Below are 21,470 nucleotides of genomic sequence, written 5' to 3'. Positions count from 1 at the left end.
AGGCCATTCGTGCGCCACGAGATCGCCACGCCGTTCCTATCGGAGACGGCTCGCGATGACCGCTACCCGGGCGGTGCAGGAGAAGCAGGCGCCGGCGGCTCGGCAGGACGCGGCTGCGGCTGCGGGTCCGGCTTCGGCGGCGGCAGGATGAGCCCTTTCGGCGGCGGCAAGTCGGCGCGCGGCGGCTGCGGCTGCGGCTGCGGATCCGGCTTCGGCGGCGGCAGGATGAGCCCTTTCTCCGGCGGCAAGCCCTGAGGTTGCGGCTGCGGCGACGGCAGCCCCTGAACCTGCGGCATCAGGTCGTTCGGCATCTGCTGCTGGCCCGGCGTCAGCGCTCCCAGGTCCCCCTCGGGCATCGGGTCGCTCAACAGCTCCGGCTGCGGCGCTTCCGGCTTCTTCCGCGCGATCGCGAACTCCGCGTTTGCGTCGATCGCCTTCACCCTCAGCGCCTGCTGGAACACTTCCCCCACGATGGGCAGCGCGCTGCGCGCCCCCTGGCCCCAGTTCCCCATCGTGAGCGTGCTGTTGAAGCCTACGCGCGCGCCGGCGACGAGGTGCGGGTGCATCATGAGGAACCAGCCGTCGGTGTTCTCCTGCGTGGTGCCGGTCTTGCCGGCGACGTCCGCGGTGATGCCGTAGCGGCTGCGTATCCCCGCGCCGGTGCCCTGGTCGATCACCCCGCGCATCATGTCGACGAGCTCGAGCGCTTTCTGCCGCGGCAGCGCGTGGGCCGATTCGCGCTTCGTTTCGAACTTCACGAGCACGTCACCTTTGCGGTCCTCGACACGCACGATGACCATCGGCTCGATATATTGACCGCCGCTCGCGATCGCGCTGTAGGCCGTGACCATCTCGCGCAGGGTCACGGGGCTCGTGCCGAGCGCGAGCGAGAGCACGGGCTCGAGCTTGCTCGCGCGCACGCCCAACGATTGCGCGAGCTGCACCACGCGCTCGGGGCCGACCTTCTCCATGAGCTGCGCGGTGATCGTGTTCTTCGAGTAGGCGAGGCCCTGGCGCAGCGTCATCGGCGCGTAGGAGGGCGGCGAGACGTCGCTCGGCTGCCACACGCCGCCGCCGGGGATGCGGATCGTCACCGGCTGGTCGACGAAGGTCGTGCTCGACGGGATGCCCATCGCGAGCGCCGCGCCGTACACGAAAGGCTTGAATGCCGAGCCCGGCTGGCGCCGCGCCTGCCACACGTGGTCGAACTGCTCGGTCTCGAAGTCGCGGCTGCCGACCCACGCGCGCACCGCGCCGTCGCGCGGGTCCATCGCCATGAAGCCCGCCTGGAGCGTGGAGTCGGCGCCGTCGCGCCTGCGCACCGCGCTGGCGAGCGGCTCGAGGCGCCGCATCTGGCGCGCGATCGCCTTGTTGGCGGCTTCCTGCAAGCGCGAATCGAGCGTGGTGCGGACGACGAGCCCTTCGGAATAGATGTCGTAGTCGTTCTCGTCCGCCCACTCGAGCAGCCATTTGCGGATGTGCTGCACGATGTGCGGCGCGGGGCCGGGCGGCTCGCTTTGTTTTTCGAAGTCGAGCTTCAGACGGCGTTTGCTCAACGTCGCGAGCTGCGCCTTCGTGAGCTTGCCGCGCTTCGCCATCTGCGCGAGCACGAGGTTGCGCCGCTGCCGCGCGCGCTCGGGATTCAGCACGGGATTGAACGAGCTCGTGCCCTTGAGCATGCCGATCAGCGTCGCGGCTTCGAGCGTGTCGAGCTCGTCGGCGTTCTTGTCGAAGTAGGTGCGCGCGGCCATCTCGATGCCGTAGGCGTTGAACAGGAAAGGCACCGTGTTCAGATAGGTCTCGAGGATCTCGCGCTTGGTGTAGAGCGCCTCGATCTTGAGCGCGACGATCGCTTCCTTGACCTTGCGGTGGATGTTGGCGGCGCGGCCGATCTCCTCGGGGAAGAGGTTGCGCGCGAGCTGCTGGGTGATCGTCGAGCCGCCCTGGCGGTCGCCTTTGAGCGTGTGGAGGAGCGCGCCGGCGGTGCGCCGGAAATCGATGCCGTGATGCTCGTAGAAGCGCACGTCTTCGGTCGAGATCAGCGCGTCGATGACGTTCGGCGCGATCTTGTCCAGCGGCACCCATTCGCGGTTGAGGCGCTTGAACTCGGCGAGGACGACGCCGTCGACGGACATCACCACCGAGGGGGTGGCGATCTTGGCGCGCCGCAGGTCGGTGATCCCGGGCGTGAAGGGAATCAGCAGGAGCACGTAGACGAGCAGGAGCACCGGCAGCGCGAGCGCGGTGCGGCCGGGGTAGCGGCGGGCGGTGATGGCGAGAGTGCGGAGGGACTCGAGGACCGTGTTCATCTCCGCAAGGTTTTTAGCATGAAACCGGCCCGTGCTGTATTACAATCATGCAACGGGTGTCACACAAGAGGCGGCATCATGACTCTGTCGGTACGCGTCCCACTGCGCGTCGAGCAGGAGCTCGCGGAATATTGCGCGAAGAACAAGGTGAGCAAGAGCGAGGCGGTCAAGCGTGCGCTCGAGGAATTTCTTGTCTCGAAAAAAGGCACACCAAGCCCTTACGAGCTTGGCAGCGACCTTTTTGGTCCGCAAACGGACCAGGCGCCTTCCGAAGACGTCGCGCGCAACAGTAAGAAGCTTTTGCGCGAACGCATTCGCGGCCGCTTGAAGTGACCGGCGCACTGGTCGATACCGGATTTCTGATCGCGCTGTTCCGTCGAGGCGACAAGCTGCGCAGCGCTGCGCGCGCCTACCTTCGCGAGCACGCTCACGCGCTCGCCACTGTCACACCCATCATCGGAGAAACCTGTGTCTTCCTCGACACGCGCGCCAAGGCGGACTTGCTCGAATGGACAATTCGCGGTGGCCTGTCCGTGGTCGATATACCCGCGGACGGCTTCGTTGCGATCCGCACGACGTTTTTGAAATATGCGGACCGCGACCTCGACTTTGCCGATGCGGCGCTCGTGTGGCTCGCCATGACGAGCGGCTGCCGGAGGATACTCACTGTCGATGCGAGGGACTTTCAGGCGCTGCGGGTCAAGGGAAACAAGCCTTTCGAAATCGTGTCCTGGATGGATTAGACCGGGACGTATTCGCGGAACGCGCGGTGCACTGCGCGGAGTCGTTGCGTTTCCGCGTGCTCCTGTACGGGCCGCCCGGCACCGGCAAGACGACGGTCGTGCGCTGGCTCGCGAGCGAGCTCGCCGGTTACACGAAGCTCATCGTCGCCGGGACCGACTACCTGCTCCTGCAGGACACGCTTCAGATGGCGCGCGTGCTGTTCGTGCTCACGACCAACCGGCCGGAGGTGCTCGAGCCGGCGCTCGCCGCGCGTCCGGGGCGCGTCGATCAGGCGATCGAAATCGGTCTGCCGTCGGAGAGCGAGCGGGCGCTGCTCGTGCGGCGCTACGCCGGCGCGCTGAGAGTGGACGATGCCGCGGCCGTGCACGCAGCGCGTCGCCTCGGTCCCGTCAGCCCCGCGTTCATCAAGGAGCTCATGCGGCGTGCCGCGCAGGCGATGCTTGAGCGCGGCGGCGGCGAGATCATCGAGAAGCGCGACGTCGAATCGGCGATCGGCGACATGCTCGCGGGGCGGACACGTCGGCGCACGCATGTTCGGAGCCGGGAGCGGGATCGGGTTTACGGCGAGGGCGGTGCAGCGAGTGGGGGAGTCGCGATAATATCGGAGCGCTTGCTCATAACAACACGAATATGCTCCTGCACCGCGTAGTAGTGGCCTGCTTCTGCTTTTCTGTCTCGTCGTGGGTCCTCGCCGAACCGGTCGTGCGCTGTCAGGACGGCGTTTTTCGGGAAGCACAACTGTGTCCTGAGGGCCACGGTGCTGCGCCGCGCGCGGCTCAGCGTGCCGGCACGTGCGATCCGGGCCATCCGGGATATGCTGAGTGCGTGCGGACCCTGAATGCCTACCGCGCCGAGCGTGCTCGTCAGGATGCGGCGGATCGACAGCAGCAGCGTGTGGAGGCGGATCGCCAGCGGGAAGGGCGCTTCTGGAAACGGCTCAGCGGAAACTGCGACTTCCTTCAGGGACAGACCGAACGGGACGACTGCAAGCGCGACCAGCGCAACGATCGCATCCAGGAGCGCAACCTGCGCGATCAGGCGGAAGCGGAGCGGCAGACGCGGATGCGCGCGTTGCAGCGCTGAATCGGGAGCCGTAGGCGGACTGCTTTGGCCGAACTGCCGGCAGCGGCGACGCAGCTCGACTTTCTCAACAAGCTCCAGCGCATCCTGCACGAGGGGCTGTTCGTCGCGACCTATAAGTTCGCTCTGGTGCTGGCGCTGGCGGAGCTCGCCGTCGAGAAGACGCCGGCGGCGGACGGCACGCTCGCGATTCCGCTCGGTGAGCTCAGCGATCGTTTCATCACGCTCTACTGGCACCAGACTGCACCGTTCGTCGGCGGGGTTGTGCTGGCGCAGAACACCGGGCGCCAGGCTGCCGCCGTTACGCTCATTGCCGAGTTTCGCGCGCATGCGCCCACTCTTGCGGTGGCGCGGCGGCATCCGCGCTGGCATCGGCTCGTGGCGCGAATCGGACGGTTGCTGGACGAGATGCCGCTCTGGCGCCTGCAGCTCGTCGGCGCCGATCGCCTGGATTTTCTCTACGAAGAGAAACTGATCGACGGCGCGATCGTCCTGCGCCCGGGCGTGGCTGCGTTTTTCAAGGTGCAGTTCGGCGTCGTGCAGGCGCTGGTGCAGATGGGTTGGCTATCGTTCGTGCAAAGCCTGCCGACCAACCGGGACGTGCTCGGCGCGACGGGCGACCTCGCCGACTTCCTCTTCGGCACCAATCGCGCCGCCCTGCGCTCGATCATGGACGGGCTGCGCGATCTCCAGCGCAATCGCTGCTTCTACTGCGATCGCACCCTTGCCGATGCGATCGAAGTCGACCACTTCATCCCGTGGTCGCGCTACCCGCGCGACCTTGGCCACAACTTCGTGCTCGCCGACCGGACGTGCAACCAGCACAAGGCGGAAATGCTGGCGGCGACGGGGCACCTAGAGCGCTGGCTCGACCGCAACCGCCGCGACGACGCGCAGTTGGGGGAGGCGTTCGCGCAGGCGCCGTTCGTCTTGGACGCAGATGCTTCGTTTTCGGTCGCCGAATGGGCCTACGAGCAGGCGGAACGCGCCCGGTCGCTGGTCTGGGTGCGGGCGCGCGAGACGACGCATCTGTCGGCGACATGGCGGCAACTCTTCTAGAGCGTGATAGCGTTTCGGCAGCGACGCCGAGGTGACGATCTCGGGCAAGCCGGTGAAGGAGGTGCTGTTTACGCCGGGCGGCGTGCCGGCGAAGGTCGATCCGAACGGCGTGTATCTCGTCGAGCAGATGTACGTGCAGTACTTCATCCCGGCGAATCAACGCGGCGCGTTGCCGCTCCTGATGTGGCACGGCGGCGGGCTCACCGGCGTCACGTACGAGACGACGCCCGACGGCCGCGAAGGCTGGCTCAACTACTTCGTGAAGAAAGGGTGGGCGGTCTACAACTCGGACGCGGTCGAGCGCGGGCGCTCGGGCTGGGCGATGACTCCGGACTGCTCAAGGGCGACCCGGTGTTCCTCACCAAAGAGAACCCGTTCGAGCGCTTTCGCATCGGCGCGGGGCGGGCTCGTACAGCGAGGATCCTTTGAAGCGCAAGGTGCTGCCGGGCAGCCAGTTCCCGACCGACGCCTACAACCAGTTCGTGAAGCAGGCGGTGCCGCGCTGGACGACGACCGACGACGCGATCATCGCGGCCTACACCGAGCTCGTCGACAAGGTGTGTCCGTGCGTCGTGCTCGTGCACTCGCAGTCGGGACTCTTCGGGTTCAGGGTCGCGCAGGCGCGTCCGGACAAGGTGAAGGCGCTGATCGCGGTCGGGCCCGCCGCCGCGGGCGAGATGAGCCGCGCGGGCGTGCTGAAGAACACGCCGTGCTCGCGATCTACGGCGATTACATCGAGCAGGACGCGCGCTGGCCGAAGATCCGCCAGAACGGCGTCGACTTCATGAACGCGGTGAGCTCGGCGGGCGGGAAGGTCGAGATCGTCGACCTGCCGAAGGCCGGCATCCGCGGCAACTCGCGCATGATCATGATGGACCGCAACAGCGACCAGGTGGCGGGCGTCATCCAGGCGTGGCTGGAGCGGCAGGGGCTGTATCGCTGATCACGACGTCACGTGCTTGACGAGCAGGATCACCACGAGCGCGGCGATGAGCGCGCCCACCGCGATCGCGGTCTTTCTGACGGTCGATTCGAGCGCCCGGTGGATCGATTTGCGCGTCGCGGTCCTGGGTTCCTGCTTGTTGCGCGAGAGCAGCAAGTGCGTCGCCAGCAAGGCGACGACGAGGATAACGAGGTACTTCCCCAAGCTTTCTCCATGACGCGACGCGGATCTCGTCGAGGGTAACGTCTTTCCAACGAGCGTGCCGCCGGCCCGCTGGCTCACGCCCTGAGCCACCCGCCTCCTCATACTGTGCTGCCAGCCCGGTAGATCGCGATAGGAGCCGCCATGACACCCCTGACGCAGCACGCGAAAGTGAGGATGCAGCAGCGGGGGATCAGCGCGGCGACCCTGGACTCGCTGCTCGCCTACGGCTCTCAGGCGCACGACCATCACGGCGCCACCATCGTCTATTTCGACAAGAAGGCGCGGACCCGGCTGCTGAAGGATTCGGGGCGGGTGGCGTATCGGGCGATGGAGAAGCAGCTGAACACGTACGCCGTCGTCGCCGGCGACGGCGCGGTGATCACGGTGGGGCGGCGGGACAGGCGGATTCCCCGCCGGTGATCCAATTCAGGCTGGCCCAGACCTTGCGTGCCGTAATGATCCAGCCGAGATACGCTTCTCTCTTCGACTGATGGAGACGGTTCAATGGCCAGCGTGATCGAAGAACTCGAGGCGAAGATCCGCTCATTGAATACAGGCGAGAAAGCCGAACTGCTCCGTTCGCTCATCGCCGAACTGGACGGCCCTCCCCGCAGCGGGCGTCGAGGACGAATGGATCGCCGAGGCGAAAAAAGGTATCGGGAGATCGTCGACGGCACGGCCGAAACCATTCCTGCCGACCGCGTATTCGATAAGATACGATCTACATCCTCGCAGTCGCACACGAACGACTTCGGCCCGCCTATTGGTCGGAGCGGTCTGTTCGTTAGCCGGAACGCTTGAGGCGCTACCGCGCGCGTAGCGAAATCGTACCTCATGAGATCGCCGCGTCGCTTCGCTCCTCGTGATGACGGCCTTCGACTTCGCTTCGCTACGCTCGGGGCGAACGGTGGAAAGGCGCGGTGCGTTACGGCTTGCGCCTCAACGCACCCTACGCGGGCTGCGGTTAATGCGCCTTTAAAAGCGCGACGTTGAAGATCAACCTCCGCCGAAGATCGACTCGGGCAGAAACGCCGAGATGATCCAGTTCGGCGCATCGACGATCTCGCTCACCTTCAAGTCGACGGCGACGCTGCACAGGATGTAGGCCTCTTCGCGAGAGAGGCCCCGCTCGCGCACGAGGTGGTCGATCATGTGGCGCACCGCTTGGCGGGCGCACTCGTGAAGGTCGGGGCCGTGCGCGGTGGTCGCATAGCAAGGACCGCTGGCGGGGATGCCCGCGCGCGTGCGCAATTGCGGCTCGGTGAGGTGGCGCGCCGGCATGACGTCGAACTTCAAAGTGATGCGCGCATTCATCTCCACCGCGGTGATGCAGACTTCGCCGTCGCCCTGCGCGCCGTGCGCATCGCCGACGCTGAAGAGCGCGCCTTCGACCCACACCGGGAGGAACACGGTCGTTCCCGCGGTGAGCTGCTTGATGTCCATGTTGCCGCCGTTCTTGCGCGGCGGTGCGGTGTTGTGGCTGCCGGCATCGTCCAAAGCGACGCCCATCACGCCGGGGAAGGGCGCGAGCGGCACCGCGATGTCGCGCATGCCGCGTGCGAACTTGCCGTCGGTCACGTCCCAGACCTGGAGGAAAGGACGGCTGAACTCGCTCTCCGGTAACAGCCCGCGGCCCGGCCGCACGTTGGTCCAGCCGAACGCTGCGCGTGGCGCGATATCGACGATCTCCACCGCGAGCACGTCGCCGGGCTGCACCCCGCGCACGTACACCGGCCCCGTCAGCGGGTGGCCCTTGAACACGCGGCGCATGACGTCCTCGTGCGTCGATGCGGGCGAGTAGAACTCGTCGGACGCATCGCGCGTCTCGAAAACGACGGTGTCGCCGGCATCGATCGTGAGCCGCGGCGGGATCGCGTTGTTCCACTCGTAGTGGACGACGCTCGCATCGAGGAGATGGAGTTTTCCTGACATGGGTTTTCCGATCGTCGAAGCGCCCAGCATAACGCACAGGCGCGCGATTGCGCGATCGATGCGCGAAGCGTGTCGGCGTGCAGCGACTCGAAAATAGCGCCGCGCATCAAGCGTCTAATGTCCCCACTCCGTCCCGCTGTCGCCCGAGGCAGACGCGCGAATCGCGGTCACGAGCGGTGCTCGATGAACAACACACTGTTACGACACGCTTTTGACGTCGATCGAGCGCATGGTATGGATGTTGCGATAAGCCGCCCCCGTGCGCATCGCCAAGATGATCGCGCATGTTTCGCAACTCTTACCAAATCAGGAGTACCAATGAAGCTACGTACCATCGTTACGATCGCCTCCATGTCCGCCCTCTCCTCGCTCGCGTTCGCACAGACGAGCACGCACGGCGCCGTCAATGCCGGTGCGAAGGCCGCAGTGGATGGCGCCAAGGTCGGCGGCGCTGCGGACATCAAGGCGGGCCAGCATTCGACGCCGGGCGCGAAGGGCGCGAGCGTCGATACGCGTGCGGGTGCGAAGGCCGACACCAGCGCGGTCGGCGCCAGCGCCGCTACCGGCGCCAATGCGACCGTCGGATCGGGAAGCACCAAGGGCGCCAAGCACTAAACGCCCATGAAGAAGAGGCCGTGCGCGTTCGCGCACGGCCTCGTTCGTTGAAGTGCGCCTACTGCAGCGAGAGGTTCGCTTCCTTCACGAGCTTGCCCCACTTCGCGATCTCGCTGCGGATGTGCGCGCCGAACTGCTCGGGCGTGCTGCCGACGATCTCGGAGCCGTCGGCGGTGAGCCGCTGCGAAGCGTCGGGCGAACGCACGGCTTCGACGGCGGCGGCGGAAATCTTCTGAACGATGGGCCTGGGCACGCGGGCGCCGGTGATGAGACCGTACCACTGCGTCACTTCGAAGCCCGGCAGCGTCTCGGCGACGGTCGGCAACTCCATCGGCGGCGAGCGTTTGGCGCCGGTCGTCGCGATCCAGCGCAGACGTCCGGCCTGCACGTGCGGCCGCACGCTGAACATCGAGTTGAACCCGAACTGCACCTCGCCGGCCATCATCGCCTGCACGATGTTCGCCGATCCCTTGTACTGCACCGGGACGACCTTGATGCCGCCCAGGTGGCTCATGAGCGCACCCGCGAGGTGCTGGAGCGATCCGATGCCCGACGTTCCGTAGTTGAGCTTGCCCGGGTTCGCTTTCGCGTGGGCGATGAGCTCGCCGACCGACGTTATGGGGAGCTTCGGTGAGTGATACACCACGTAGCCGACCGTGATGGCGAGCGAGATCGGTTGCAGGTCTTTCAGCAGGTCGTAAGGGAGCTTCTGGCCCGCGGCGGTCGCGGTGGTCTGCGACGCGGAGAAGAGGCAGATCGTGTAGCCGTCCGGCGTCGCGTTCGCGGTGTACTCGACGCCGATCGCGCCGCCCGCGCCGGTGCGGTTGTCGACGACGACCTGCTGGCCCCATTTCTCGGCGAGCTTGGCGCCGATGACGCGCGCGGTGATGTCGGTCGCGCCGCCGGCGGAATAGGGGACGATGAACCGGATGGGCTTGGACGGGTAAGCGCGCGCAGGATCGGTTTGTGCGGCATGCAGCGAGAGCGCCGGCTGCGCGGCGATGACGAGGAGTGTTGCGAGGCGCCGACACCGGCTCATGCGAAATCCTCCCGCTGTTTGACCGATTCCATCCTATACCTCATGCAGCGATAAGATGCGTATGCCCGTGGAATTGACGAGGACCGTCGATGAGCGAAGAGCAGAACGCCCGGCCGCCGAACGAGCCCGCATCCGATCAGGATACCGTGCGCCCGCCCGAATCCGCGCCGGCTCGCGCCGGCGGACTGACGCACTGGCTGGACGTGGTCAACAAGGTCTTGCAGAGCCTGGCGATCGTCGGCGCTGCCGCGTGGGGGTACTGGACGTGGGACCAGGCCAGCGCCCCGTCGCTGAACACCCGCCTCTCGATGACGGGCGGCGTGTTCCTCCAATGGAGTCGTGAGCACTCCGCCTGTTACGGGACGTTCAGCGTGACGGTCGAGAATCCCTCGCCACGCCGGATCAATGTTCACACTGCCAGGTATGAGCTGCTCAGGGCGCGCACGCAGCGGCTCGCGAAGGGGGAGTCGGTGCGGGTGCTGGGCGTCGGGCCGGTCGACGCGCAGCTCGTGAAAGACGGCCGTTTCGACCGCGTCCTCCAGGGCGATTTCCCGCCGAAAGCGGTTTCGACGGAGAGCGTGAATTTCCTGCTGGCTCCCTCCGACGGTGATGAATACTGGTTCCAGGCGACGCTTTCCGACAAGGACAAGAGCTCGCTGGGGCACTGGTTCACGATGGTCGGGCGCTGCGAGCCCGGTAAGCCGTGATTCGGCGTATCTGCTCGGATTGCCGCTGGAGTCGAGGAGCACGTTCGCGCCTCGCGACGACGCAGCGCCGATGCGCTCATGACCGTTCCCGGCCTACCCGGCGCGCCGCATCGAGCGCGATCGGCGCGATCGTGCAGAGCTGCGCGAATCGCTCTTCGTCGAGCGTGAGCCCGGCGCTTTCCAGGCTCTTGGCGACTCGCTCGCGCGTGGCGGGATGCACAGGGTCTGCCCCCGGTTTCTTCGGAGTCAGACCCTGGTTTTCGTCGCCGGCGGCATCCAGCATCGGACGTCGGTCCCGCCACGGTGTCGCGCGCTCGTACGCGTGCGCGATGCGCAGCACGGTGGATTCGTCGAACGCGCGCCCGGCGATCTGCATGGCCAGCGGCAGGCCGCCGGCCGTGTATCCGTTGCACACCGCGATCGCCGGCGCGCCGGTCACGCTGAACGGTGTTTCCAGATTCGGTTTGGTCCAGTGATCGATCGCGCGCGTCGCGCTCGTCGCGCGGAGCTTGGGCGCAGGGCCGCTGCCGGCGGTGACGATCGCGTCGCAGCGCTCGTGGATCGCTGACATTGCCTCGATCAGCGCCCGGCGTCCGGCCTGGGCGCGCAGGTAATCGGTCGCAGAGAAGAGACACCCCGGGAGCGTGAGCGCGAGAAAGTCCGCGCCGAAATCGTCGAGCCGCTCGACGAGCCGCTGCCGATGGACCGTGAACACCTCGCACTTGGCGATGACGTTCTTGACGTCGTAGAAGCGCTGAAGGGGCGGCACGCGCACCGTCTCGATGCGTGCGCCGACACCGGCGAGCGTCGCGAGCGCGGCGTCCATCGCCGAAGAGACTTCGGGAGAGACCGCGAGGTCCTCCTCCCAGAAATGACGGACGACGCCGATGCGTAAGCCCCGGATATCGCCGTCGAGCGCGCTGCGGTAATCGGGGACGGGGTGATTAATGCTGGCGAGATCCAGCGGATCGTATCCGGCGATCGCCTGCAGCACGATCGCGCAGTCTTCGACGGTCCACGCGAGCGGGCCGCAATGATCGAGGCTGAAAGAATGCGGGATCACGCCGGCGCGGCTGACGCGCCCGTACGTCGGCTTGAGGCCGGCGACGCCGCACTGCGCCGCGGGAATGCGGATGGAGCCGCCGGTGTCTGAGCCGAGCGCCGCCGGCAGGAAGCCTGCGGCGACAGCCGCCGCGGCGCCGGTGCTCGAGCCGCCGGTGGCATGCTCGGTGTTCCATGGATTGCGCGCGGGCGGCCACGGCAGGTCGAACGAAGGTCCGCCATTGGCGAGCTCGTGCGTCGCGAGCTTGCCGGCGAGCACCGCGCCGCTCGCGTAGAGCTTCGCGATGACCGTCGCATCGTTCGCTGGAACGTTGTCGAAGAACGCTCTCGAATAGCCGGACGTGAGGATGCCGGCGGTATCGTAGATGTCTTTAGCGCCGAACGGAATGCCGTGCAGTGGCCCTCGATAGCGGCCGGCGCCGATCTCGCGCTCGGCTGCGCGCGCCTGCTCCAGCGCACGCTCCGCGACGATCGTATTGAACGCATTGATGCGACCGTCGAACGCTTCGATGCGATCGAGCGCGGCCCGCACGAGCTCGACGGGCGAGATCGCACGCGTCTCGACGCGCCTCGCGGCTTCGGCGAGCGTGAGCGGAAATTCCATATGGATATCGTAACGCGGTTCTCATGCGCCCCCCGTTCGTGTAAACATCGGAGGGCGCATCCACATGAAGGGCACAGCAACGTGAAGATGAAAGCCGTCCTCGCAGTCGCAGCCGTTTTGATGAGCATCGTATTCGGAGTCCACACCGCGGTCGCCGCGGCGTATCCGGAGAAAGTCGTACGCGTGATCGTCCCGTGGCCGCCCGGGCCCACCGACACCGTGGCGCGCCTGGTCAGCACCGAGCTCTCCTCGCGGCTGAAGCAGTCGGTCATCGTCGACAACCGTCCCGGCGCGGGCGGCATCATCGGCATGCTGGCGGCCGCGCAATCGCCGCCCGACGGCTACACGCTGATGGTGAGCTCGACGGCTTATGGCTTTCTCATCGCGAGGCCGAAGCCGAACGTCGACCTGATCCACTCGTTCGCGCCCATCGCTCTCCTGGGTATGAACGAGAGCGCGCTGACCGTGCATCCCTCGATGCCGGTGAAATCGGTGAAGGAGCTGATCGCGCTGGCGAAGGCGAAGCCGGGAACGATCTATTACGCGTCGTCGGGCGTCGGCGGTTTCCCGCACATGAACACCGAGCTCTTCAAGCTGATGGCCGGCATCGATCTCGTGCACGTGCCTTTCAAAGGCGGCGGGCCGGCGGTGACCGACGTCGTCGGCGGCCACACCCAGATGATCCTCACGTCGCTCATCGGCCTCCTGCCTCACATCAACGCCGGACGGCTGAGGCTGCTGGCGATCGGCAGCCTGAAACGGTCCGCGAGCCTGCCCGACGTGCCGACGATCTCGGAAGCGGGCGTGCCCGGTTACGAGACCAGCATCTGGTACGGGATGTTCGCGCCGGCGGGAACGCCGCCCGCGGTGATCCAGCGCATCCATGCGGAAGCCGCCGCCGCGACGGAAGCGCCGGAATTGCGCAAGTCCTACGACGCGCTGGCGATACTCACCAAGCCGATGACCTCCGCCGAGTTCGGCAAGCTCATGGTGTCGGAGCAGGCGAAGTGGCAGAAGGTGGTGAACGACGCGCATATCAAGCCGGAATGACCGTGCGTCACGGGATTGCTTCGTCGCTCGCGCTCCTCGCAATGACAGGGGTGCCGATCACGGGCCATTCGCAGGCGTACCCCGGCAAGCCGGTGCGTCTCATCTCGCCGTTCGCCGCGGGCGGCGGGGCCGACACCATCGCGCGCTTTTTCGCGCAGCGGCTGTCCGCGTCGCTCCAGCAGCAGATCGTCGTCGACAATCGTCCCGGCGCGGGCAGCGTGATCGGGACCGAGGCCGCGGCGAAAGCGCCGCCGGACGGTTACACGATACTCATCGTCAACGACACGCACGCGATCAACGCGAGCCTGGTCAGGAAGCTTCCGTACGATCCGGTCGGCGATTTCGCGCCGATCACGCTGATCGCGGTGACGCCGTTCATGCTGAGCGTGCATCCGTCGCTGCCGGTGAAATCGGTGCGGGACCTGGTGAAGCTCGCGAAGTCGAGGCCGGGACAGCTCAACTACGCGTCGGCGGGCAACGGATCGGTCGCCCACTTCGGGGGAGAGCTGCTCAAGCTGTCGACCGGTATCGCGATCGTGCACGTGCCGTATCGCGGTGTCACCGGCACGGTCGCCGCGGTCACCTCCGGCGAAGCGCACATGATGATCACCTCGCCCCTTACCGCGCTCTCGCTGGTGCGTGCGGGCAAGCTGCGGGCGCTTGCCGTGACGGGGACGAACCGGATGCAGATCGCACCGGAGGTGCCGACGATGCAGGAGTCCGGCGTGAAGGACTACGAGCTCACGTCGTCCTACGGGCTCCTCGCGCCGCGCAAAACGCCCGAGGCGGCGATCGCGACGCTCAACCAGTCGATGGTGCGGGCGCTGAAGGCGGATGACGTGCGCGCGCGCCTGCGCGACGAAGCGGTGGAAGCGGTCGGCAGCACGCCCGAAGAATTCCAGAAGTACCTCGCGGAGCAGACGGCGAAGTACGCGAAGATCGTTCGCGCGACCGGGATGAAGAACGAATAACAGGTCCGTCATCCCGGCGTAGGCCGGGATCCATTTTGACCTTGAAGCCCACCCCCATCTACCTTTCCCCATGAGGGGGAAGGGGATACCGGATCATTTCGCGCTGGCGCGCGGTCCGGAATGACGTGTCGGGAAAGCGAGGATTCGATGGCAACAATGCAAACAGTCACCCTCATGACCGGCGGCGACATCGGCCCGGTCTACGAACCGACCGAGGAGTTCGCGGAGCTGATCGCGCCGGTATTGAGCCAGGCCGACATCCGCCTCGGCCAGTGCGAGCGCGTCTATTCGCAGCGCGGCATCGAGCCGCAATTCACCTACGGGCCGGGCGGGCAGCACAGCCGCCTGCATCCGCGCATGGCCGGCGTCTGGAACGCGGCGGGCATCGACGTCGTGTCGCTCGCGAGCAATCACGCGATGGACTGGGGCCCGGATGCGCTGCTGGACACCGTCGAGCTCTTCCGCGGAATGGGCAAGACCGTGATCGGCGCCGGCCGCGACGCGGAAGAAGCGCGCGCGCCCGCGATCATCGAGAAGAAGAGTGTGAAGGTCGCGATCCTCGCGTATTGCTCGGTGCTGCGCGACGGCCAGGCGGCGGGCAAGGGCAAAGCCGGTGTCGCGCCGATGCGCGCCCATACGCATTACGTGCCGGAAGAGTTCCAGCCCGGCTCACCGCCGCGGATCGTCAGCACGCCGCACGAGGAAGACCTCGAGGCGCTGAAGGCGGACATCCGGAAAGCGAAGCAGCAAGCCGACGTGGTGCTCGTGACCATCCACTGGGGACTGCGGCTCGTCGCGAAGACGATCTGCACCTACCAGCCGCCGATCGCGCATGCGGCGATCGATGCGGGCGCCGATCTCATCATCGGCCACCACGCGCACTCGATCAAGGCGGTCGAAAGCTACAAGGGGAAGATCTGCTTCTATAGCATCGGCAACTTCATGACGACCGGCGCGCCCAAGTCGGCGCAGGGCACGTACGACTGGAACCTCATCTGGCACCAGATCGAGCCCGAGTGCCTGCCGCCCGAGGGGCGCTACTTCTTCCCGCAGCACTGCCGCATGACGATGGTGCCGAAGATCGTGATGAGCAGGAAGGGCGTCGAGCGCGTGTCGTTCCTCCCGGCGTACATCAACCGGCGCGCACAGCCTTACGTGGTGGCGCCGGACGATCCGAAGTTCGCGGAGATCGTGAAGTTCACCGAGTGGGTGTCGGACCAGCATCCCCACCGGTTCCGCGTCGAAGGCAACGAAGTCGTGGTGGAGACGCCGTAACGCGCTACTCGATGCGGATGCCGGTCTCCTTCCGTATCCGCACCCATCGCGCATGCTCTTCCTGGAGCTTGCGCACGAACTCATCCGGCGTGCTCCTGAAGAGCTGGCCGCCGGATTTCTCGAAGGTCTGACGCACGCCCGGCTTGTCGAGCGCGCCGCTGAGCGCATCGCGGAGCTTCTGCACGACATCCTTCGGCGTGGCCGCGGGCATCGCGATCGCGGTCGAGGTCGTCGATTCGAAGCCCGGCACGCCCGACTCGTCGATCGTCGGCAGGTTCGGAAACGCCACCGCACGGGTGCGAGAAGTCACCGCGACCGCGCGCAGCTTGCCGCTGCGGATGTGAGCGATCGGCGTGCTGATCGGTTCGAACGACAGGTGCACCTGGCCGCCGATGAGGTCTGCGGAAGAAGCGCCGCCGCCTTTATACGGAACGTGTACGAACTTCACCTTCGCCATCGACTGGAAGAGCTCACCCGTCAGGTGCACGTTGGATCCGACGCCGGCCGAAGCCATGAGCAGGGTGTTCGGACGCGCGGTCGCGAGGGCGATGAGGTCCTTCACCGTGCGAACGGGAACCGAAGGATGGACGACGAGCACGCCGGGCATGAGGCTGATCGGCGACGTGAAGACGAAGTCGCGCAGCGGCTTGTATTCGATGTCGTCGACGAAGGCAGGCTGCACGACGAACACACCGTTCGCGCCGAGCACGAGGGTGTAGCCGTCGGCCGGCGCCTTCGCGGCCATCGCGGTGCCGATGCGTCCACCGGCGCCGCCGCGATTGTCGATGACGACCTGCTGGCCGAGCGCTTCGGACATCCCGGGTGCGACGGTGCGCGCGGTGATGTCGACATTGCCGCCGGGTGCGTACGGCACGATCAGGCGAATCGGACGGTCGGGGTAGGCGGGAGTCGCTGCGATCGCGGGAAGGCTGAAGAGCGCGAGGAACGTTAGCGACGCGAAGAGTCTCGGATGGGGGCACATCCGGGACATTCTAAGGCGGATGAATCGGCCGCTACGGCTGGCTCTGCCCCGCCGAAGGATCGGGCGGCGGGCCGATGTTCTCGCCGCGCAGGAACTTGCCGATGTCGCGCACGATCCCCTGGATCACTTCGGAGCCGCCCCACTGGGGGTCGTTCTCCGGCTCGCGCGGCCTGCGCACCGGGCGCGGGACCGCGAACTCGGCTTTGGCGTCGATCCAGCCTTTGTTCAGCGCCTGCTGGAAGACTTCGCCGACGATCGGCAGCGCGCTGCGCGCGCCCTGTCCCCACGAGCCCATCGTGAGCTTGTCGTTGAAGCCCACGCGCGCGCCCGCGACGAGCTGCGGGTGCATCATGAGGAACCAGCCGTCGGTGTTCTCCTGCGTCGTCCCGGTCTTGCCGGCGAGGTCGGCGGTGAGACCGTAGCGATAGCGGATCGCCACACCGGTGCCTTCGTCGACGACGCCCCGCATCACGTTGACGAGCTCGAGCGAGGTCGAGCGCGGCATCGCGTTCACGTCTTCGGCCTCGGGCGCGAACTCGGCGACGACGCGTCCCTTGCGGTCTTCGATGCGGGTGACGAGCATCGGTTCGATGTAGTGGCCTTCGTTGGCGATCGCGCCGTACGCCGTGACCATCTCGCGCAGCGTGACGGGGCTCGTGCCGAGCGCGAGCGACAGCACCGGCTCGAGCTTGCTGTATTTGACGCCCAGCGCCTGTGCGAGCTTGATGACGCGCTCCGGCCCCACTTTCTCCATGACCTGCGCGGTAATGGTGTTCTTGGAGTACGTCAGCGCCGAGCGCAGCGTCATCGCCGCGTACGACGGCGGCGAGACGTCCTCGGGCTGCCACACGCCGCTGCCCGGGATGCGGATGCTCACCGGCTCGTCGACGAACGTCGTCGTCGGCTTCATGCCCATCAGGAAAGCGGCGCCGTAGACGAACGGCTTGAACGCCGAGCCGGGCTGGCGGCGCGCCTGCGCCACATGATCGAACTGCTCGGTCGCGAAATCGCGGCTGCCGACCCACGCGAGCACGTGGCCGTTGCGCGGGTCCATCGCCATGAAGCCGGCCTGGAGCGCCGAATCGTCGCCCGCGCGCTTGCGCGCGCCGTTCGCGAGCGGCTCGAGGCTCTTCAACTGCTTCGCGACCGCTTTGTTCGCCGCGTCCTGGAGCCGCGAGTCCAGCGTGGTGCGCACGACGAGACCGTCGGAGTAGATGTCGTAATCGTTCTTGTCCGCCCAGTCGATCAGCCAGCGGCGGATGTATTGCGCGATGTGCGGCGCGGGGCCGGGCGAGTCCGCGACGCGCTCGAAGTCGAGCTTGAGCGGGCGCTTGCCGAGCTTCGCCACCTGGTCCTGCGGGAGCTTCCCGTATTTCGCCATCTGCGCGAGCACGAGGTTGCGGCGGGTCTTGGCGCGCTCCGGATTGAGCACCGGATTGAAAGCGCTCGTTCCCTTGAGCATGCCGACGAGCGTCGCGGCTTCGAGCACGTTGAGCTCTTCCGCGGTCTTGTCGAAGTACGTGCGCGCCGCCATCTCGATGCCGAACGCATTGAAGAGGAACGGCACGGTGTTGAGGTAGGTCTCGAGGATCTCGCGCTTGGTGTACAGCGACTCGATCTTGAGCGCGGTGATCGCTTCCTTCATCTTGCGGTTGAGCGTCGCGGAGCGGCCGATCTCTTCCGGATAGAGGTTGCGCGCGAGCTGCTGCGTGAGCGTCGAGCCGCCCTGCAGATCGCCCGATGCGGTCTTCAGCAGCGCGCCGATCGTGCGCCGGAAATCGATGCCGTGATGCTCGTAGAAGCGCACGTCCTCGGTCGCGAGCAGCGCGTCGACGACGACCGGCGCGATCTTCTCCAGCGGCACCCACTGGCGGTTCATGCGCCTGAATTCGGTCAGCGCGACGCCGTCCGACGACATCATCACCGACGGTGTGGCCGATTTCTGCTTGCGCAGGTCGCCGATGCCCGGCGTGAACGGGATCAGGATGAGCACGTACACCAGGAAGAGCACCGGCAGCCCGAGCAGCACCGAGCGGATCGGATACCGCCGGAACTCGGCTAGCAGGCGGCTGGGATACGAAGCGTGCGACGGCTCACGCGGTGAGGGCGGGGCGGACATGGGGAAAGGGGGCGCAGGAGCGGACTATACCGGTACCGCCAAGCTTGCGGCGCAAGGTACTGTTGCGATGCACGGGCATTTACAGTGGGAGAAGGCCGAGCGCCTCGGGATTGCTTCGTCGCTTGCGCTCGTCGCAATGACAGTCTTGGTCGTCATCGCGAGGCCGCTTAAGCGGCCGTGGCGATCTCGTGGCGCACGACACACGCCTACTCCGCCGGCTTCCTGAAGAACTCCTGCACCTGCTGTCGCGCGCCGCCGAAGAGGTCGCGCACCAGCGGCGAGTCGGCGATGGGATCGGTGCTGCCGTAGTGCGCCGGACGTGCTGCGGGGCGCGGCGTGCCGAAGCGCGCCTGCGGGTCGATCCACTCCTTCGCGAGCGCCTGCTTGAACACTTCGCCGACGATCGGCAGCGCGCTGCGGGCGCCGGTGCCCCATGCCCCCATCGTGTGCTCCTGGTTGAAGCCGACGCGCGCGCCGGCGACGAGCTGGGGATGCATCATGACGAACCACGCGTCGGTGTTCTTCTGAGTGGTGCCGGTCTTCCCGGCGACGTCGGCGGTGATGCGGTAGCGCTTGCGGATCGCGCGGCCGGTCCCTTGCGAGACGACGCCGCGCAGCGCGTCGACGAGCTCCAGCGCCTGCTGGTTCGACATCGCGGGCACGGTCTCGCGCTGCGGGCCGAACTCGGCGAGCACGCGGCCCTGGCGGTCCTCGATGCGCGTGACGATCGTCGGTTCGATGTAGTTGCCGCCGTTGGCGATCGTCGAGTACGAGCCGACGATCTCGCGCAGCGTGACGGGGCTCGTGCCGAGCGCGAGCGAAAGCACCGGCTCGAGCTTGCTCTGCCGTATGCCCATGGCGTAGGCGAGGTGCACCACGCGCTTGATGCCCACCATCGGCATGAGCTGCGCGGTGATCGAGTTCTTGGAGTAGATCAATCCTTCGCGCAGCGTCAGCGCCTGGTACGACGCCGCCCCGACGTCCTTCGGCATCCATACGCCGCCGCCTTCGATCGGGATGATCGGCGGCGCGTCGATCAGCGTCATCGTCGGGCGCAGCCCCGCGGTGAATGCCGCGGCGTACACGAAAGGCTTGAACACCGACCCGGGCAGGCGCCTCGCCTGGCTCACGTGGTCGAACTCCTCTTTCGCGGGGTCGCGGCTGCCCACCCACGCGCGCACGTAACCGTTGCGCGGGTCCATCGCCATGAAGCCCGCCTGGAGCACGTCGCGCTTGCCCGCGAGCTTTTGCAGTGCGTTGAGCTGGTGCACGACCGCCTTGTTCGCGGCGTCCTGGATGCGCGAATCGATGGTGGTGCGGACGACGAGACCGTCGAAATAGAGATAGCGGTCGCGCTGCCCCGTCCAGTCGAGCAGCCAGTCGTGCAGGTGGCGCACGATGTGCGGCACGACGCTCGCCGGCACGGTCTGGCGCTCGAAGTTGAGCTTGAGCGGACGCCGCGAGAGATCGGCGCCCTGCGCGGATGAGAGCTTCCCGGCCTTCACCATCTGGTCGAGCACGAGGTTGCGCCGTGCGATCGCACGCTCGGGATTGCGCACCGGGTTCATCGCGCTCGTCGCCTTGAGCATGCCGACGAGCGTGGCGGACTCGAGCACGTTGAGCTCTGCCGCGGACTTGTCGAAGTAGGTGCGCGCGGCCATCTCGATGCCGAACGCGTTGTAGAGGAACGGCACCGAGTTGAGATAGGTCTCGAGGATCTCGCGCTTGGTGTAGAGCGCCTCGATCTTCAGTGCGGTGATCGCTTCCTTCACCTTGCGGTTGAGCGAGAGCTTGCGGCCGATCTGGTCCTGATAGAGGTTGCGTGCGAGCTGCTGAGTGATCGTCGAGCCGCCCTCGACCTTGCCGGTGAGCGTGCTGAGCGCCGCGCCGAGCGTGCGCCACACGTCGACGCCGTGATGGTCGTAGAAGCGCCGGTCCTCGGTCGCGAGCAGCGCGTCGACGACGGCGGACGAGATCTTGTCGAGCGTCACCCACTCGCGGTCGCTGCGCTTGAATTCCGCGAGCACCACGCCGTCCGCGGACATCACGACCGACGGCGTCGCCGACTTCGCGCGGCGGAGATCCGAGACGCTCGGCGTGAACGGGATGAGGACGAGGACGTACAGCAGCAGCAGCGCGGGCACCGCTACGCCTGCGCGGCGGGCGTAGCGCTTCAGCCGCGCGCGGAGCGGCTGCGCGGCAGCGGCGGGAAGCGGGGACTCCGGAGACGGAGAATCCATGCAGGCCGTTCGAGTTCGTACCAGCTACGAAGTTGCGGTCGCGAGCCCTGGAGCACAAAACGGTCCCGGTCGGGCGCCGCTTCGCCGGGAGTAACTGTCTTACACCGTCCCGCGGCGCAGTGCCACGGCCTGAGTGCCGACTATCGCGCGCCCTTGCGCCGCTCCGGCAGCGGCGGCGACAGGGAATCGCCGTACCACCGCGTCAGGCGCTCGACGACCTCGTCGGGCGGGTTGTCGAGCTGAGCGACGACGTTGAGCGCGCCGCATTGCGGACACTGGAATACCGCGGCCGACGGCTGCCGCAGGTGCACGCTCTCGAGCACGACCGCGGTGCAGTGGCCGCAGAGATAGTCGTGGTCGCCGGTGCCGGGAGCGATAGGACCGTCGAAGGTCACGCGGTCCTCCGCGTGCGCGATCTTTTTGAGCTTGTGCGAGGGCATGACCGTCGTCTATCAAACGGTGTGCCGACCCGGGCTTCGATCCGTAGCCGGGGACGTGCTGCTGGTATGCTCCGCCCTAAACTACACGAGGAGAT

General features: G+C 66.8%; 23 protein-coding genes. 14 read left to right on the top strand and 9 right to left on the bottom strand.

Annotated features, from left to right (window positions below):
- Positions 1-62: 62 nt before the first annotated feature.
- Positions 63-2,309 (bottom strand): transglycosylase domain-containing protein, encoded by a 2,247-nt coding sequence (locus VHP37_25690; protein HEX2829765.1) that lies wholly within the window; start codon positions 2,307-2,309, stop codon positions 63-65.
- A 78-nt stretch (positions 2,310-2,387) separates the two neighbouring features.
- Here VHP37_25690 and VHP37_25685 point away from each other — a divergent pair, with 78 nt between their 5' ends.
- The 7 genes from VHP37_25685 to VHP37_25655 all read left to right on the top strand — a co-directional run bounded on the left by VHP37_25685 (position 2,388) and on the right by VHP37_25655 (position 6,135).
- Entirely contained in the window at positions 2,388-2,642 is a 255-nt protein-coding gene (locus tag VHP37_25685) for a hypothetical protein (protein HEX2829764.1), read from the top strand.
- On the top strand, positions 2,639-3,052 hold the full coding sequence (locus VHP37_25680; GenBank protein HEX2829763.1) for a PIN domain-containing protein: 414 nt from the start codon (positions 2,639-2,641) through the stop codon (positions 3,050-3,052). The genes VHP37_25685 and VHP37_25680 overlap by 4 nt, the downstream gene beginning before the upstream one ends.
- A 44-nt stretch (positions 3,053-3,096) precedes the next feature.
- Entirely contained in the window at positions 3,097-3,702 is a 606-nt protein-coding gene (locus VHP37_25675) for an AAA family ATPase (protein ID HEX2829762.1), read from the top strand.
- A gap of 176 nt (positions 3,703-3,878) precedes the next feature.
- Positions 3,879-4,136, top strand: a complete 258-nt coding sequence (locus VHP37_25670; GenBank protein ID HEX2829761.1) for a hypothetical protein — start codon at positions 3,879-3,881, stop codon at positions 4,134-4,136.
- A gap of 24 nt (positions 4,137-4,160) precedes the next feature.
- Complete coding sequence (locus VHP37_25665; protein ID HEX2829760.1) at positions 4,161-5,192, top strand: HNH endonuclease; 1,032 nt, start codon at positions 4,161-4,163, stop codon at positions 5,190-5,192.
- A 425-nt stretch (positions 5,193-5,617) separates the two neighbouring features.
- Positions 5,618-5,980, top strand: a complete 363-nt coding sequence (locus VHP37_25660) for a hypothetical protein (protein HEX2829759.1) — start codon at positions 5,618-5,620, stop codon at positions 5,978-5,980.
- Positions 5,977-6,135 (top strand): hypothetical protein, encoded by a 159-nt coding sequence (locus tag VHP37_25655; protein HEX2829758.1) that lies wholly within the window; start codon positions 5,977-5,979, stop codon positions 6,133-6,135. The genes VHP37_25660 and VHP37_25655 overlap by 4 nt, the downstream gene beginning before the upstream one ends.
- Here VHP37_25655 and VHP37_25650 read toward each other — a convergent pair whose 3' ends face one another.
- Positions 6,136-6,339, bottom strand: a complete 204-nt coding sequence (locus VHP37_25650) for a hypothetical protein (GenBank protein HEX2829757.1) — start codon at positions 6,337-6,339, stop codon at positions 6,136-6,138.
- A gap of 141 nt (positions 6,340-6,480) precedes the next feature.
- On the opposite strand from VHP37_25650, the gene VHP37_25645 reads away from it, so the two are divergent.
- Together VHP37_25645 and VHP37_25640 are read left to right on the top strand one after the other, a co-directional pair.
- Positions 6,481-6,759: a DUF4258 domain-containing protein gene (locus tag VHP37_25645; GenBank protein HEX2829756.1), complete on the top strand. Its 279-nt coding sequence runs from the start codon at positions 6,481-6,483 to the stop codon at positions 6,757-6,759.
- 84 nt (positions 6,760-6,843) lie between these two features.
- Entirely contained in the window at positions 6,844-7,140 is a 297-nt protein-coding gene (locus tag VHP37_25640; protein HEX2829755.1) for a hypothetical protein, read from the top strand.
- A 195-nt stretch (positions 7,141-7,335) separates the two neighbouring features.
- Here VHP37_25640 and VHP37_25635 read toward each other — a convergent pair whose 3' ends face one another.
- Positions 7,336-8,271 carry an acetamidase/formamidase family protein gene (locus VHP37_25635; GenBank protein HEX2829754.1) on the bottom strand — a complete coding sequence of 312 codons (936 nt, stop codon included), beginning with the start codon at positions 8,269-8,271 and terminating at the stop codon, positions 7,336-7,338.
- A gap of 318 nt (positions 8,272-8,589) precedes the next feature.
- Between VHP37_25635 and VHP37_25630 the strand changes: the two genes are divergently transcribed.
- Positions 8,590-8,886 carry a hypothetical protein gene (locus VHP37_25630; GenBank protein ID HEX2829753.1) on the top strand — a complete coding sequence of 99 codons (297 nt, stop codon included), beginning with the start codon at positions 8,590-8,592 and terminating at the stop codon, positions 8,884-8,886.
- Between the two features lie 58 nt (positions 8,887-8,944).
- Here the strand turns inward: VHP37_25630 and VHP37_25625 are convergent, their stop codons facing one another.
- Positions 8,945-9,925 carry a tripartite tricarboxylate transporter substrate binding protein gene (locus tag VHP37_25625; protein ID HEX2829752.1) on the bottom strand — a complete coding sequence of 327 codons (981 nt, stop codon included), beginning with the start codon at positions 9,923-9,925 and terminating at the stop codon, positions 8,945-8,947.
- Between the two features lie 89 nt (positions 9,926-10,014).
- Here VHP37_25625 and VHP37_25620 point away from each other — a divergent pair, with 89 nt between their 5' ends.
- Complete coding sequence (locus VHP37_25620; protein HEX2829751.1) at positions 10,015-10,632, top strand: hypothetical protein; 618 nt, start codon at positions 10,015-10,017, stop codon at positions 10,630-10,632.
- 76 nt (positions 10,633-10,708) lie between these two features.
- On the opposite strand, the gene VHP37_25615 is transcribed toward VHP37_25620, so the two are convergent.
- Positions 10,709-12,298 (bottom strand): amidase, encoded by a 1,590-nt coding sequence (locus VHP37_25615; protein HEX2829750.1) that lies wholly within the window; start codon positions 12,296-12,298, stop codon positions 10,709-10,711.
- A gap of 120 nt (positions 12,299-12,418) precedes the next feature.
- Between VHP37_25615 and VHP37_25610 the strand changes: the two genes are divergently transcribed.
- From VHP37_25610 to VHP37_25600, 3 genes are all read left to right on the top strand, one after another.
- Positions 12,419-13,348: a tripartite tricarboxylate transporter substrate binding protein gene (locus VHP37_25610; protein HEX2829749.1), complete on the top strand. Its 930-nt coding sequence runs from the start codon at positions 12,419-12,421 to the stop codon at positions 13,346-13,348.
- Positions 13,349-13,350: 2 nt separating this feature from the next.
- Complete coding sequence (locus tag VHP37_25605) at positions 13,351-14,319, top strand: tripartite tricarboxylate transporter substrate binding protein (GenBank protein ID HEX2829748.1); 969 nt, start codon at positions 13,351-13,353, stop codon at positions 14,317-14,319.
- A 156-nt stretch (positions 14,320-14,475) separates the two neighbouring features.
- The gene (locus VHP37_25600) at positions 14,476-15,594 is read left to right on the top strand and encodes a CapA family protein (GenBank protein ID HEX2829747.1); all 1,119 of its coding nucleotides are present in this window, start codon (positions 14,476-14,478) and stop codon (positions 15,592-15,594) included.
- A 4-nt stretch (positions 15,595-15,598) separates the two neighbouring features.
- On the opposite strand, the gene VHP37_25595 is transcribed toward VHP37_25600, so the two are convergent.
- From VHP37_25595 to VHP37_25580, 4 genes are all read right to left on the bottom strand, one after another.
- The gene (locus tag VHP37_25595; protein ID HEX2829746.1) at positions 15,599-16,576 is read right to left on the bottom strand and encodes a tripartite tricarboxylate transporter substrate binding protein; all 978 of its coding nucleotides are present in this window, start codon (positions 16,574-16,576) and stop codon (positions 15,599-15,601) included.
- 31 nt (positions 16,577-16,607) lie between these two features.
- Positions 16,608-18,605: a transglycosylase domain-containing protein gene (locus tag VHP37_25590; protein HEX2829745.1), complete on the bottom strand. Its 1,998-nt coding sequence runs from the start codon at positions 18,603-18,605 to the stop codon at positions 16,608-16,610.
- 296 nt (positions 18,606-18,901) lie between these two features.
- Positions 18,902-20,935 carry a transglycosylase domain-containing protein gene (locus VHP37_25585; GenBank protein HEX2829744.1) on the bottom strand — a complete coding sequence of 678 codons (2,034 nt, stop codon included), beginning with the start codon at positions 20,933-20,935 and terminating at the stop codon, positions 18,902-18,904.
- Positions 20,936-21,075: 140 nt separating this feature from the next.
- On the bottom strand, positions 21,076-21,375 hold the full coding sequence (locus tag VHP37_25580; protein HEX2829743.1) for a hypothetical protein: 300 nt from the start codon (positions 21,373-21,375) through the stop codon (positions 21,076-21,078).
- Positions 21,376-21,470: the final 95 nt, after the last annotated feature.

It is taken from the genome of Burkholderiales bacterium, from assembly GCA_036262035.1.
Lineage (GTDB): Bacteria > Pseudomonadota > Gammaproteobacteria > Burkholderiales > SG8-41 > JAQGMV01.
The sequence above is the reverse complement of the archived record's forward strand: the minus strand, read 5'-3'. Positions and strand labels throughout refer to the sequence as shown.

What these genes read in the sequence shown, in the direction of transcription:
- VHP37_25625 (HEX2829752.1), bottom strand. Translation starts at nt 9,925, where the DNA reads ATGAGCCGGTGTCGGCGCCTCGCAACACTCCTCGTCATCGCCGCGCAG.
- VHP37_25600 (HEX2829747.1), top strand. Translation starts at nt 14,476, where the DNA reads ATGCAAACAGTCACCCTCATGACCGGCGGCGACATCGGCCCGGTCTAC.
- VHP37_25630 (HEX2829753.1), top strand. Translation starts at nt 8,590, where the DNA reads ATGAAGCTACGTACCATCGTTACGATCGCCTCCATGTCCGCCCTCTCC.
- VHP37_25595 (HEX2829746.1), bottom strand. Translation starts at nt 16,576, where the DNA reads ATGTGCCCCCATCCGAGACTCTTCGCGTCGCTAACGTTCCTCGCGCTC.
- VHP37_25640 (HEX2829755.1), top strand. Translation starts at nt 6,844, where the DNA reads ATGGCCAGCGTGATCGAAGAACTCGAGGCGAAGATCCGCTCATTGAAT.
- VHP37_25645 (HEX2829756.1), top strand. Translation starts at nt 6,481, where the DNA reads ATGACACCCCTGACGCAGCACGCGAAAGTGAGGATGCAGCAGCGGGGG.
- VHP37_25620 (HEX2829751.1), top strand. Translation starts at nt 10,015, where the DNA reads ATGAGCGAAGAGCAGAACGCCCGGCCGCCGAACGAGCCCGCATCCGAT.
- VHP37_25655 (HEX2829758.1), top strand. Translation starts at nt 5,977, where the DNA reads ATGAACGCGGTGAGCTCGGCGGGCGGGAAGGTCGAGATCGTCGACCTG.
- VHP37_25635 (HEX2829754.1), bottom strand. Translation starts at nt 8,271, where the DNA reads ATGTCAGGAAAACTCCATCTCCTCGATGCGAGCGTCGTCCACTACGAG.
- VHP37_25685 (HEX2829764.1), top strand. Translation starts at nt 2,388, where the DNA reads ATGACTCTGTCGGTACGCGTCCCACTGCGCGTCGAGCAGGAGCTCGCG.
- VHP37_25690 (HEX2829765.1), bottom strand. Translation starts at nt 2,309, where the DNA reads ATGAACACGGTCCTCGAGTCCCTCCGCACTCTCGCCATCACCGCCCGC.
- VHP37_25585 (HEX2829744.1), bottom strand. Translation starts at nt 20,935, where the DNA reads ATGGATTCTCCGTCTCCGGAGTCCCCGCTTCCCGCCGCTGCCGCGCAG.
- VHP37_25610 (HEX2829749.1), top strand. Translation starts at nt 12,419, where the DNA reads ATGAGCATCGTATTCGGAGTCCACACCGCGGTCGCCGCGGCGTATCCG.
- VHP37_25580 (HEX2829743.1), bottom strand. Translation starts at nt 21,375, where the DNA reads ATGCCCTCGCACAAGCTCAAAAAGATCGCGCACGCGGAGGACCGCGTG.
- VHP37_25615 (HEX2829750.1), bottom strand. Translation starts at nt 12,298, where the DNA reads ATGGAATTTCCGCTCACGCTCGCCGAAGCCGCGAGGCGCGTCGAGACG.